Annotated in this window: 12 protein-coding genes; 5 read left to right on the plus strand and 7 right to left on the minus strand. The window is 71.7% G+C overall.

Annotation, left to right across the window (positions count from 1 at the left end):
* Nucleotides 1-17: 17 nt before the first annotated feature.
* From MTP13_RS04015 to tdh, 3 genes are all read right to left on the minus strand, one after another.
* A complete protein-coding gene (locus MTP13_RS04015; RefSeq protein ID WP_243569809.1) occupies nt 18-1,088 on the minus strand; it encodes a LacI family DNA-binding transcriptional regulator in 1,071 nt (356 codons plus the stop codon).
* A gap of 217 nt (nt 1,089-1,305) precedes the next feature.
* Complete coding sequence (locus MTP13_RS04020) at nt 1,306-2,514, minus strand: glycine C-acetyltransferase (RefSeq protein WP_243569810.1); 1,209 nt, start codon at nt 2,512-2,514, stop codon at nt 1,306-1,308.
* A gap of 17 nt (nt 2,515-2,531) precedes the next feature.
* Complete coding sequence (gene tdh, locus MTP13_RS04025; protein ID WP_243569811.1) at nt 2,532-3,575, minus strand: L-threonine 3-dehydrogenase; 1,044 nt, start codon at nt 3,573-3,575, stop codon at nt 2,532-2,534.
* 359 nt (nt 3,576-3,934) lie between these two features.
* On the opposite strand from tdh, the gene MTP13_RS04030 reads away from it, so the two are divergent.
* The gene (locus tag MTP13_RS04030; RefSeq protein ID WP_243569812.1) at nt 3,935-5,221 is read left to right on the plus strand and encodes an MFS transporter; all 1,287 of its coding nucleotides are present in this window, start codon (nt 3,935-3,937) and stop codon (nt 5,219-5,221) included.
* A 46-nt stretch (nt 5,222-5,267) separates the two neighbouring features.
* Here MTP13_RS04030 and MTP13_RS04035 read toward each other — a convergent pair whose 3' ends face one another.
* On the minus strand, nt 5,268-5,918 hold the full coding sequence (locus MTP13_RS04035; protein WP_243569813.1) for a pyroglutamyl-peptidase I: 651 nt from the start codon (nt 5,916-5,918) through the stop codon (nt 5,268-5,270).
* 128 nt (nt 5,919-6,046) lie between these two features.
* Here MTP13_RS04035 and MTP13_RS04040 point away from each other — a divergent pair, with 128 nt between their 5' ends.
* From MTP13_RS04040 to MTP13_RS04050, 3 genes are all read left to right on the plus strand, one after another.
* A complete protein-coding gene (locus tag MTP13_RS04040; protein ID WP_243569814.1) occupies nt 6,047-6,601 on the plus strand; it encodes a dihydrofolate reductase family protein in 555 nt (184 codons plus the stop codon).
* A gap of 48 nt (nt 6,602-6,649) precedes the next feature.
* Entirely contained in the window at nt 6,650-7,345 is a 696-nt protein-coding gene (nucS, locus tag MTP13_RS04045; RefSeq protein WP_189086720.1) for an endonuclease NucS, read from the plus strand.
* A 62-nt stretch (nt 7,346-7,407) separates the two neighbouring features.
* Entirely contained in the window at nt 7,408-8,100 is a 693-nt protein-coding gene (locus tag MTP13_RS04050) for an HAD hydrolase-like protein (RefSeq protein ID WP_243569815.1), read from the plus strand.
* 46 nt (nt 8,101-8,146) lie between these two features.
* Here MTP13_RS04050 and MTP13_RS04055 read toward each other — a convergent pair whose 3' ends face one another.
* Entirely contained in the window at nt 8,147-8,548 is a 402-nt protein-coding gene (locus MTP13_RS04055; RefSeq protein WP_243569816.1) for a hypothetical protein, read from the minus strand.
* Nucleotides 8,549-8,950: 402 nt separating this feature from the next.
* On the opposite strand from MTP13_RS04055, the gene MTP13_RS04060 reads away from it, so the two are divergent.
* Complete coding sequence (locus tag MTP13_RS04060) at nt 8,951-11,716, plus strand: immune inhibitor A domain-containing protein (protein WP_243569817.1); 2,766 nt, start codon at nt 8,951-8,953, stop codon at nt 11,714-11,716.
* Between the two features lie 93 nt (nt 11,717-11,809).
* Here the strand turns inward: MTP13_RS04060 and MTP13_RS04065 are convergent, their stop codons facing one another.
* Nucleotides 11,810-12,454 carry a TetR/AcrR family transcriptional regulator gene (locus MTP13_RS04065; protein WP_243569818.1) on the minus strand — a complete coding sequence of 215 codons (645 nt, stop codon included), beginning with the start codon at nt 12,452-12,454 and terminating at the stop codon, nt 11,810-11,812.
* A 42-nt stretch (nt 12,455-12,496) separates the two neighbouring features.
* Entirely contained in the window at nt 12,497-12,952 is a 456-nt protein-coding gene (locus MTP13_RS04070) for a glutathione peroxidase (RefSeq protein ID WP_243570915.1), read from the minus strand.
* Between the last annotated feature and the right edge of the window lie 38 nt (nt 12,953-12,990).

A 12,990-nucleotide genomic window follows, 5' to 3' on the forward strand; every position in this document is an offset into this window, starting at 1 on the left:
CGGGCGGCGCGGCGCGATCAGCGCGCCGGCGGCGCCGTCGTGTCGCCGAGGTGCAGCGTGCTCGTGAAAGCGAGCGACGTCGCCGGCTCGCCCGCGAGCAGCCGCACCACGGCCTCGCCCGCGGCACGTCCCTTGTCGGTCGAGGGCTGGTCGAGCGTGGTCAGGTCGTGCCGAAGGCCGTCGACGCGGATGCCGTCGAAGCCGACGACGCTGAGCTCGCCCGGCACGGCCAGCCCGAGTTCCTCCGCCGCGTGGATCACGCCCGCCGCGAGCAGGTCGCTCTGCGCGATGATCGCCGTCGGGCGGGCCTCGGCGGGCAGCGCCCGGCCCGAGCCGTCCGCCAGCAGGAGCAGCGCCGCGAGCCGGCCGTCCTCGATCGAGCTCGTCGCCGCCGCGACCGCGGGCGCGGTCGGGAAGACGTCGCGCGCCCCCTGCAGGCGCTCGATCGTGACCTGGGTCGAGGCGCGCGCCTCGAGGGCCGCGTCGACCGGGCCGCTCGTGCGCTCGGCGTCGAAGGGCAGCGTCACGACGCCGACGTCGCGGTGGCCGAGGCTCCGCAGGTGCTCGGCGCCGCGTCGGGTGGCGTCGCGATTGTCGATGGAGATATCGGGGACGTCGTCACCCGTGGGGCCGCCCTCGATCGCGACGGTGGGGATGCCTCGGCGGCGCAGGATCTCGAGGGAGTGCTCGACCCGTGGGCTGCAGCCGATGAGCACGACGGCGTCGACCGGGGCGTCCTCGATGGTGGCGCCCTCGGACTCCCCGCCGATGAACGGCAGCAGCAGGAGCGCCGCACCGAGCGGGGCGATGCCGTCGGCGATGCCGTCGAGGGTGCGGATCTTCACGGGGTCGAGGAAGGCGCTGCGCACCCGCTCCTCGAGCACGACGCCGACGATGCCGGAGCGGCCGCGGCGGAGCGAGCGCGCCCGCGGGTCGGGCCCGGCGTAGCCGAGCTCGGCGGCGGCGGCGAGCACCCGCTCCTTCGTGGCATCCGACACGGGACCCGAACCGGAGAAGGCGAGCGACGCGGTCGACGCCGAGACGCCGGCGCGGGCGGCCACGTCGGCGAGGGTCGGTCGGGCGGTCATGCCCCGAGTCTAGGGGCCGGGCCTGCGAGCCGCCCGAATCGATTCGAGCGCCCGCCCGCCCGTGCCCGTCCGCCTGCCCGCGCCCGCGCCCGCGCCCAGCCTGCGCCCCGCGCGAGTTGCACGACGATGCGCCGACGCGCCGGGACGGGCTGGCGCTGCGAGCGATTCGCTGTGCGACTCGCCACGGGACGGGCGCGAGGGATGCGTGCGCGCCGGCTCAGGCGGGGGCGACCTCGTCGCGCGCGGCGGTGAAGGCCTCGACGCAGGCGCGGATCTCGTCCTCGGAGTGCGCGGCCGACAGCTGCACGCGGATGCGCGCCTGCCCCTTCGGCACCACGGGGTACGAGAACGCGGTCACGTACACGCCGCGGGCCTGCAGCGCGTCGGCGATGCGGGCGGTGAGGGCCGCGTCGCCGAACATGACGGGAACGATGGGGTGCTCGCCGGGCAGCAGCTCGAAGCCCGCCTCGGTCATGAGCTCGCGGAACAGGGCCGCGTTCGCCTTCAGCTGCTCGCGCAGTTCGCCCGACGAGGACAGCAGCGCGAGCGCCTCGAGCGTGCCCGCGACGATCGCCGGGGCGAGCGTGTTCGAGAAGAGGTACGGGCGGGCGCGCTGGCGCAGCAGGTCGACGATCTCCTGCCGGGCCGCGACGTAGCCGCCCGAGGCGCCGCCGAGCGCCTTGCCGAAGGTGCCGGTCGTGATGTCGACCCGCCCCTCGACGCCGCACAGCTCCGGCGTGCCGCGGCCGTTCGCCCCGACGAAGCCGACGGCGTGCGAGTCGTCCACGAAGACGAGCGCGCCGTAGCGGTCGGCGAGGTCGCAGATCTCCCGCAGCGGGGCGATGTAGCCGTCCATCGAGAAGACGCCGTCGGTGACGATCACCTTGCGCCGGGCGTCGGATGCCTCGACGAGCCGCTGCTCGAGCTCGGCCAGGTCGCGGTTCGCGTAGCGGTACCGGCGGGCCTTGGACAGGCGGATGCCGTCGATGATCGACGCGTGATTTAGCGCGTCGGAGATGATCGCATCCTCCGGGCCGAACAGCGTCTCGAAGACGCCGCCGTTCGCGTCGAAGCAGGAGGAGAACAGGATGGTGTCGTCGTAGCCGAGGAACTCGCTCACCCGCGCCTCGAGCTCGAGGTGCTGGGTCTGCGTGCCGCAGATGAACCGCACGCTCGCCATCCCGTAGCCCCACTCGTCGAGGCCGCGGTGCGCGGCCGCCACGATGCGCGGGTCGTCGGCGAGGCCGAGGTAGTTGTTCGCGCAGAAGTTCAGCACCCGCGCCAGTCCGATGCCGTCGGCACCGCCGGAGGCGATGTCCACCTCGGACGACTGCGGTCCGACGATGCCGCGCTCCCGCTTCGTGAGTCCCGCGGCGTCGATCTCGTCGAGCTCGGCGCGCAATTGCGCCTTCACGTCTCCGTACATGTGCGTTCCACCCGTTCCTATACTTCGGTCCAGTCGAGGATGACCTTGCCCGCACCCGCGGACGCGGCGACGTCGAACGCCGCCCGCCACTCCCTGGCGGGGAAGCGGTCGGAGATCACGCTCGCGACGGCGTCCCGCAGCGGCTCGCTCGTCTGCAGCATCGCGGACATCGAGTTCCAGGTCTCGAACATCTCGCGCCCGTAGATGCCCTTCAGCGTCAGCATGTGCGTCACGACCTTGCCCCAGTCGATCGCGTACGGCTCGGCGGGCAGGCCCAGCATCGCGATCCGGCCGCCGTGGTTCATGTTCTCGAGCAGCTCCGGCAGCGCCTTCGGCGAGCCGCTCATCTCGAAGCCGACGTCGAAGCCCTCGCGCATGCCGAGCCGCTCCTGCGCCTCGCGCACCCGCTCCTTCGACACATCCACCACGTCGTCCGCGCCCATGCGGCGCGCGAGCTCGAGGCGGGCCGGCGAGACATCCGTCGCGACCACGAAGCGCGCCCCCACGTGTCGGGCGACCGCGATCGACATCAACCCGATCGGCCCGCAGCCGGTGACGAGCACGTCCTCGCCGACCACGCCGAAGGCGAGCGCCGTGTGCACCGCGTTGCCGAAGGGATCGAAGATCGCACCCAGCTCGGGATCGACCGGGGAATGGTGCACCCACACGTTCTGCCCGGGGATCACGATGTACTCCGCGAACGCGCCGTCGCGGTGCAGGCCCACGCCCTGCGTGCGGATGCACATCTGCCGGCGGCCGGCACGGCAGTTGCGGCACATCCCGCACACCACGTGCCCCTCGCCCGACACCAGATCGCCGACCGAGACGTCGTGCACGAGCGGACCGACCTCGACGACCTCGCCCGAGAACTCGTGCCCCGGGATCAGCGGCGTCGCGATGGTCGACGCGGCCCAGTCGTCCCACTTCTCGATGTGCAGGTCCGTGCCGCAGATGCCCGTGCGCAGCACCCGGATCTTCACATCGGCCGGCCCCACCTCGGGCTCCGGCCGATCCACGAACTCGAATCCGGCACCGGGCGCGGCTTTGAACAGGGCCTTCATGTGGAACTCCATCGTGGTTCAGGGCACGGAACCGCTGGGTGCGGCGGTCCGTGCGAGTCGGTCCGGTGGGTGCGCCGGATGCCTCAGCCATCGTATCGACGCGCGGGCGGATGTTTCAGGGGGCGCGGTCAGCTTCACCCGGCAGGCGGATGCCTCGGCGCCGCGTCGGCCCTTGCACGCGGCGGTCTGCGTCGCTATCGTGGTCGAATCGATTCGACTCGAATCGATTCGAGGGACGTGGCGGGCTGGACTGGACCCCGGTCCGCCGCGCACCCCGCTCCGCACGACCACCCCGCATCGGCCAGACTGGGAGCGGCATCCCGGCCGTTCGGGCCGACGACGACCGCGAGGACGACCGGATGACCCAGCCGACCCACGACGAATCGCTTGAGATGACCGACAGCCCAGATCAGAGCGGAACCGCCGCCCGCACCCCCAAGCGCGGACGCACGCCCCGCGGCCTCGCGGCCTGGCGCAACGCCGTCTTCGCCATCTTCTTCCTGTCCGGCCTCAGCATGGCGAGCTGGGTGGCGCGCCTGCCCGCGGTGCGGGACTTCACCGAGCTGTCGACGCAGGGCGTCGGCCTCGTCATCCTCGGCATGTCCGTCGGCTCGATCATCGGTCTCGTCGTCGCGCCGGTCTTCCTGGCCCGCCTCGGCGCGCGCGCGGGCATGATCGCGATGCTGCTGCTCGTCTCCGTCGGCCTCGTGCTCATCGGCATCGGCGGCTCCCTCGTGCCCTCCGTCGCCACGATCGTCGTCGGCCTCGCTTTCTTCGGCTTCGGCAACGGCGCGGTCGACGTGATGATGAACGTCGAGGGCGCCGAGGCCGAGAGGGAGATCGGCAAGACCCTGATGCCGCTCATGCACGCCTTCTTCAGCTTCGGCACGGTCGCGGGCGCCGTGCTCGCGGCCGGCGCCGCCGGCCTCGGCCTGCCCGTGCTCGCGCACCTCGGCATCATCGCCGGTCTCATCGCGATCGCCGTCGTCATCGCCGTGCGCTTCGTGCCGCGCCGCGCCGAGCTCGGCGACCCGAAGGAGCACGGCGCCCCCAAGCCGCCGTGGCGGGAGCGCCTCCGCACGAGCCTGTCCGTCTGGGCCGACGCCCGCCTCCTGCTCATCGGCGCGATCATGCTGAGCATGTCGTTCGCCGAGGGCTCCGCGAACGACTGGATCACCCTCGCCGCCGTCGACGGCCACGGCTTCGACGCGACCACCGGCGCGCTCGTGTTCAGCGTCTTCACCGTGTCGATGACGGTCTCCCGCGTGCTCGGCGGTCCACTGCTCGACCGCTTCGGGCGGGTGCCCGTGCTCCGGGTGCTCTCGGTGACCGCGGTCGTCGGCATCTCGATGTTCATCTTCGGCACCGAGCCGTGGGTCATCGTCGTCGGCACCGCGCTCTGGGCGGTCGGCTGCTCGCTCGGCTTCCCGGTCGGCATGTCCGCCGCGGCCGACGACCCGGTGAACTCGGCCGCCCGGGTGAGCGCGGTCGCGATCATCGGCTACTTCGCGTTCCTCGCGGGCCCGCCGCTCATCGGGTTCCTCGGCGAGCATTTCGGGCTGCTGAACGCGCTGCTCGTCATCCTGGCGCTCACCGCGGTCGCCGGCATCCTCGCTCCCGCGGCGCGCGAGCGCTCGCGGAGCTGACTAGCCGGCCGCGACGCCCTCGGCGAGCGAGCGCACGCGGAGCTGACTAGCCCGCCGCGACGCCCGCGGCGAGCGAGCGCACGGCCGCCTCCGCGGCGCGCGCGAGCTCGTCGAATCCCGGCGCGCCGGCGTCGGCCGGCCCGGCCGTGCCACCGGTCTCCGCGCCGTCGGTCTCCGCGCCGACCGTGGCGACGCCGCGGCTCCGCACGGCCGGCACGTGCAGGAAGCCGCCCGGCAGCTCCGAGCGCGCGAGCTCGTAGGCGACCCGGTTGCAGACGAAGCCACCGGCGTCGTCGGATGCCTCGGCGCCGACGCCGACCGCACGAATCGCCTCGACCATCGCGTCGACGTCGAAACGGGCCGTGCGCCGCTCGGGGCCGTCGTCGATCGGCACCCCGCGCGGCTGTGCGCCGTCGTTGTCGGGGATGCGCGCGTCGATCAGGTTGCGCGCGCCGCGCTCGGGGGTGACCGCCGCGCGCCGCCCGGCCTCGCCGAGCGCGAGCACGGCATGGGGGCGGTGCTCGGTCACGAGCTCGCCGAGGCGAGCGGGCGCGCCCGCGAACGACACCGGCAGGATGGCGGTGACGAGCTCGATCGCCGGATCGTCCCAGCGCTCGCGCAGCCGCGCGACGGTCTCGCCGCTCGCGTTCTCGGTGTCCGAGCCGAACGGTTCGAAGCCGGTGACGAGGATGCGCATCACTCCAGGATTCCATGAGCGGCGACCGTGGCTCCGGGTGCTTCGACGCTGTATTGATTGACGCTGTATTGATTGACTCTGGCGGCATCCGCCCGAGCGGTGCACCATGTGCGCCAGGAGGTACCGCCATGGCCGCACTGCTCTACTCCACGAACTGCTCGCTCGACGGGTACATCACCGACGAACAGGGCAGCTTCGACTTCAGCGAACCGAGTCCCGACCAGCACCAGTTCATCAACGACCGGATGCGCACGGTCGGCACGCACCTCTACGGCCGCCGGCTCTACGAGGTGATGCGGGTGTGGGAGGACTTCGATCCGACCGAGCTCTCACCTGTCGAGGCCGACTTCCAGGAGATCTGGCGGGCGACCGACAAGATCGTCTACTCGGCGACGCTCGACGAGGCGTCGACGCCGCGCACGACGCTCGAGCGGAGCTTCGACGCGCAGGCGGTGCGGGAGTTCGCCCGCACCGCGGAGGCCGACGTGCTCGTCGGCGGCGCGATGCTCGCGGCCGAGGCGCTGCGCGCCGGGATCGTCGACGAGCTCTCGCTCTACGTCGCGCCGTGCCTGCTGGGCGGCGGCGCGAAGGCGCTCCCCGACGGCGTGCGCCAGCAGCTGCGGCTCTTCGACACCCGGCGCTTCGACAACGGGGTCGTGGTGGTGACGTACCTGCGTGCGTGACCGGCACCGAGCGGCGAGCGCGCCGCGACGGCCGCGTACACTCGAACGGTGCGTCTCGTCATCGCCCGGTGCTCCGTCGACTACGCCGGCCGGCTCTCCGCCCATCTGCCGCTCGCGACCCGCCTACTCATGGTCAAGGGCGACGGCAGCCTGCTCGTGCACTCCGACGGCGGCAGCTACAAGCCGCTGAACTGGATGAGCCCGCCCTGCACGCTCGCCGAATCGGAGCCCGACGAGGAGCAGGCCGCCGGCGGCATCACCCAGGTCTGGACGGTGACGCACAAGAAGACCGCCGACCGGCTCATCGTGAAGATCCACGAGGTGCTGCATGACTCCGCGCACGAGCTCGGCATCGACCCCGGCCTGCAGAAGGACGGCGTCGAGGCCCACCTGCAGCAGCTGCTCGCCGAGCAGATCGAGCGGCTCGGCGACGGCTACACGCTGATCCGCCGCGAGTACATGACCGCGATCGGCCCGGTCGACATCCTCGCCACCGACGAAGCCGGGGCGAGCGTCGCCGTCGAGCTCAAGCGCCGCGGCGACATCGACGGCGTCGAGCAGCTCACCCGCTACCTCGAGCTGATGAACCGCGACCCCCGACTCGCCCCCGTGCGCGGCGTGTTCGCCGCCCAGGAGATCAAACCCCAGGCGCGCACCCTCGCCGAAGACCGGGGCATCCGCTGCGTCGTGCTCGACTACGACGAGATGCGCGGCGTCGACAGCGGGCACGCCCGGCTGTTCTGAGCACCGAGCGGAGCCGAGCAGTACTCGGCTTTCACCGAGGTGCGCGCCCATAGGATGTCACGGTGACCTCTGACACGCTGCTCCCCCCGGCACCCGTCGTCGCCACCCGAACCTGGTCGGCCGTGCTGTTCGACCTCGACGGCACGATCATCGACTCCGCCGGAGACATCACCCGCTCCCTCGCCCACGCCTTCGAGACGGTCGGACTGCCCGTCCCCGACGAGGCGACCCTGCGCGACTACGTCGGCCCGCCGCTGCTCGACAGCCTCCGCCTCTCGGCTGGGCTCGACGACGAGCAGGCCAGGCACGCCCTCGGCATCTACCGCGCGCACTACAACCAGCGGGCCATCCGCTCCCCCGTCTTCCCCGGCATCGCCGGTCTGCTCGAGCGGCTGCACGCCGCCGGCATCCCGGTCGCCCTCGCCACCTCGAAGCCCGAGGCCGTCGCCCGCACCGTGCTCGAGCACGCCGGGCTGACCGGGTACTTCACGACGATCGCCGGCGCGAGCGAGGACGAGTCGCGCACCACGAAGGCCGACGTCGTCGCTGAGGCGCTGCGCCGCCTCGAGGACGCCGGCGTGGATGCCTCGCACGCGGTCATGGTCGGCGACCGCGGCTACGACATCCTCGGCGCCGCCGCGCACGACGTGCCCACGATCGTCGTGGAGTGGGGCTACGGCTCGCCCGCCGAGGCCGCCGACGCGCTCGCGATCGTGCACTCGAGCGACCAGCTCGGCAAGCTGCTGCTGGGCTGAGCCACGCTGCCGCCGGACTGAACCGGCGTGCCCCGCGCCGGCCGCGCTAGGAGGCCGGCACCACCTCGACGGTGAACTCGACCTTGTCGCCCGACTCGTCGTTCGAGAGCGTCACCTCGGTGTCGCCCTCGGCGAGCGCGGTGAGCCCCGGGTTGAACTGCGCCGATCCGTCGTCCTTGCCGGGCACGAACTCGGCGACCTCCGGATCGGAGAGCTCCGCCGTCCAGGCGAGGAAGTGCTCGTCGTCGCCGACGAGGTCGACCGTGCCGCCGACGGGCACTTCCACGGTCGTGCCGTCGACGGCTCCGAGATCGACGATCACCGGCGGCAGCACGGAGGCGCCATCGCTCGCGCCGGGGCTCGCGCTCGGCGAATCGGTTCCGCCCGCGGCGCAGCCGCCGAGTGCCGCAGCGAGCGCGGCAGCGGCGAGCAGCGACGTGAATCGCATCGGTCGAAGCGCAGACATCCTGATCCCCCCGAATCCGGCGCGGCTCCGCGCCACGGCCAGCGTAGCGCGACGCGAAGATCTGACGCAGGATGCCGAGAGGATCGAAGATCCTCTCGGTCTCGGCGCCGACGCCGCCCCGATCGCGACGATCCGCCATCGGATCGAAATTCCCCTCTTCCCCCGAACGGGGTACACGGTGCATGATGCCGAGTACGCGCGTCTGATCGACGCGTGCCAGTCGCACCGGCGCGACGAACCCACGCGGCGGTGCTCGGAGGGAGAAGCATGTCTGGAAACTCCACTCGCGCGCGGCGCGTGGTGGCGACGACCTCTGTGCTCGCGCTCACGGCCGCCGGTTTGGCGACTCTGAGCATCGCGCCAGCGAATGCGTCGCCATCGCCCGTGTCCGCGCCGGTGATCGGTGACGACGAGTACTACATGAACTACGTCGCACCGCGAGCGGAAAGCGCCTTCGGCGACGACGAAGCGGTCGTCGACGTGAACGGGGCGAAGAACGACACGGCCCGCGGCATGTCCGCGCTCGAGCAGGCGAAGGCCGTCGATGCGAAGTACGCCGCCGGGAACCCGGTCGCGGCACAGGGACTCGCGAAGCTCGAGGACCAGTCCAACAAGACCGGCAAGAGCCCGAAAGAACTGAAGTGGGACCGCGGCGGCCACGGGCACGGCCACGGCTGGAAGGGCAACAAGCACAAGAAGCCGAACTACAAGCAGGCCGACGAGACGCAGGAGGCCAAGCTCCTCACGATCCTCGTGGAGTTCGACGACACGGTGGTCGACGACTTCAGCGACGTGTACGTGCCGACCGAGTTCGGCGCGACCGAGTGCAAGCCCGGCGCTCCGCAGAGCGGCCCGCTGCACAACAACATCCCGAACCCGGCCGACTACGAGCTCGAGGACAACAACTCGATGTGGGTGCCCGACTTCTCGAGCGAGCACTACAACAAGATGCTGTTCAGCGACAAGGGCATCACGGAGCGCGTCCGCAAGGACCTCCGCGGGCCCGACGGCCGCAAGGGCATCGACATCTCCGGCTACACCATGAAGAACATGTACGAGGAGATGTCGCAGGGCGCCTACACCGTCACCGGTGAGGCGACCGCCTGGGTGACGGTGCCGCACTCCGAGGCCTACTACGGCGCCACGGTCTGCCACCAGAACGACGAGGGCGTGTACGAGGCCGGCCCCATGCAGGACATGCAGGGCCACCCGGACAACCCGCTCGGGCCCGGCCAGCTGCCCATCGACGCGGTGGCCGCCCTGTCCGCGGCGCAGCCCGACTTCCCCTGGGCCGACTACGACATCGAGGACCAGGGCGACCGCGACGGCGACGGCGACCTCTTCGAGCCGGACGGCGTGATCGACCACGTCGTGCTGGTGCACGCGGGTGAGGACAAGTCGGGCGGCGGCGGTGCCGAGGGCACCTACGCCATCTGGGCGCACTCCTCCGCCGTCGCGGGCGGCGCGGCCATCCCCGGCACCGACCTCAAGCTGTCGAACTACATCGTGCAGCCCGAGGACTCGGGCGTCGGCGTGTTCGCGCACGAGTACGGCCACGACCTCGGCCTCCCCGACCTGTACGACACCTCGAACGCCGGTGACTCCGACGTCGACTTCTGGGACCTGATGAGCTCCGGCTCGCACGCCGGCCCCATCTTCCAGTCGATGCCGACGCACATGGGCCTCTGGGACAAGTACGTGCTCGGCTGGGCCGACCCCGCGGAGATGAACCCGGGCGACCGTCCGGACACCTTCAAGGTGGGTCAGAACTCGCGTCCGCTGAAGGGCTCCGAGGACGGCGTGAAGGTCAACCTGCCCGACAAGGTCGTGACCCTCGCGACCCCGCACAGCGGCGAGAACATGTGGTACACCGGCTCCGACCAGGACTGGGCGGACCTCCGCCTCGGTCGCACGGTCGACGTGCCCGCCACCGACCCGAAGTTCTGGATGTGGAACGACTTCGTGATCGAGGAGGACTGGGACTTCGGCTTCGTCGAGGTCTCGACCGACGGCGGCACGACGTGGACCGAGCAGAAGGTCTTCGACGAGGCCGGCGCCGAGGTCACCACGCCCGACGGCTACGCCGACCCGAACGGCCGGCTGAGCGACTTCGGCGCGGGGACGCCGAAGAAGTACGGTCTGACCGGTTCGACCGGCGGCTGGCGCCACGACTACGTCGACCTGACCTCGTACGCGGGGCAGACGGTGCAGCTGCGCCTCCGGCTCGCGACGGACGCGGCCTTCCAGGAGCGCGGCTGGTTCGCCGACGACTTCGCGGTCACGAGCGGCGCCGACACCGTCTGGAGCGACGACGTCGAGCAGGGCGACAACGGCTGGACCGCCGAGGTCGCCTCGTTCACCACGACGACCGGCCCCGGCTGGCGTCAGGACACCGGCACCTCGGTCAAGGCGCAGTACTACCTCGTCGAGTGGCGGAACATGGACGGCTTCGACCAGGGCCTGAAGTACGCGTACAACAGCGTGTACCAGGAGGGCGCCTGGAAGGTCGAGAAGCTCGCCTACAACGCCCCCGGCATGCTCGTCTGGTACCGGGACACGACGTACGGCGACTCGAACATGATCACGGCCAACGAGGCGGCGCTGCCCAGCTACGGCGCCAAGGGCGGCCTGCTCATCGTCGACAGCCACTTCAATCCGCTGCAGCGGACCGGAGCGGCCGCCGACCTCGACCCGTCGACGCTCAACGTGATGCCCTCGCGGGCGCAGTCCTCGAACGCCGCCTTCGGCGTGCAGAAGACGTACCCCTTCACGGAGTGCATCGTCGATGACGCGTTCACCGAGTACTGCACGAAGATCCCCGCCCTCAAGCCGGTGAGCACCTTCACCGACGACCAGGGCTGGGTGCCGGGCTTCGCGCTGCGCGAGTCGGACGGCGCGCTGTTCTACCGCGACCGGGATGCCTCGACGGTGGTGCCCTCGGTGGGCAACGCCCAGTACAGCACCCCGCTGTACGACCTCGAGGGCAACCGCCTGCCGGCGTACGACGGCGTCGACGCCGGGGTCGGGCCGTTCGGCTCGGGCAACCCGGCCGACGACGGCGTGGGCTACGGGACCGTCATCAAGCTGAAGAAGCCGATGAAGGACAACACGACGGCGCTGATCCAGATCACGCCGCCGAAGGCGGACTGACCCGCTGCACCGCGCGGCCCCGCCGCGCACCTGGGCGCCGGCTCTCCTCGTGAGGGCCGGCGCTCGGCCGTGTTCGGGGACCGGATCGACCGGTTACGCCGTGGCGACGAGCCCGTCGATGAGGCGGTCGAGGGTCCAGCGCCGGGATGCCTCCTCGGCTCCGCCCGTGTCGAGCCCCAGATGGGCGGATGCCTCGAGCCGCGGATGCCGGCTCGGCTCCTTCCACAGCGTCTGCGGCGCGGGCGTCTCCTCCGGGGTCGCCGCGGCCGCGTCATCCAGCGCCGCCGCACCGATGACCTGCGCCCGCACCGCGTGCCCGGCGCGTGCCGCCTCGTCGGCGCCCAGGCCGGCCTCGGCGAACGCGCTGATGAGCGCCTCGGCGACGTCCCTCGACCGGTCGCCGTCGAGTGGACCGCTGGTGAGCAGGGCGATCGAGCCGGCGTGGCCGACGATGCGACCGCGCAGCGCTGCGGCGATCGCGTGGATCCGCTCACGCCAGGCGGGCTCCGCGCCGGCGTCGGGCACGGCCTCGGCGACCCCCGCCAGGAGCTGTTCGATCATCGCGGCCTGCAGCGCACCCTTGGAGGGGAAGTACGTGTAGAGCGCGGTCGGCGTGAGGCCGAGCGCGGCCGCCACCGCCCGCACGGAGACGGCGGCGAAGCCCTTCTCCTCGAGGATCTCGAACGCGGCGTCGACGATGTCGGCCTGGCTGATGCTGCGCCGGGGTCCGGGTTTCATGCGGGTGGGGCTCCTTGGTGCTCGACCCACCACGCTACCGGCTCAGGAGGCGGGCAGAGACGCCTCGATCGCGTCGATCACCTCGGGGGCGTCGGGCTCGGTCGTCGGCCGGAAGCGAGTGACCTCGCGACCGGGCGAGACGAGGAACTTCTCGAAGTTCCAGGTGACGCGGCCGGCCTTGCCCGCGGCATCCGGCGTCTGCTTCAACTCCTGGTAGAGCGGGTGGGCATTGCGGCCGTTGACCCGCACCCGGTCGAGCACCGGGAAGGAGATGCCGTACGTCGTCGAGCAGAACTCGCTGATCGCCTCGTTGCTGCCGAGCTCCTGCAGGAACTGGTTGCTCGGGAAGCCGAGCACCGTGAAGCCGCGGTCGGCGTAGCGCCGCTGCAGCTCCTCGAGCTTCGCGTACTGCGGGGTGAGGCCGCAGCGCGAGGCCACGTTCACCACGAGCACCGTCTGGCCCGCGTAGTCCGCGAGCGAGCGCTGCTCGCCGTCCATGGTGGAGAAGGGGATGTCGTCCAGAGCGGTCACGTCGT

The organism is Agromyces soli (assembly GCF_022811605.1).
GTDB lineage: Bacteria > Actinomycetota > Actinomycetes > Actinomycetales > Microbacteriaceae > Agromyces > Agromyces soli.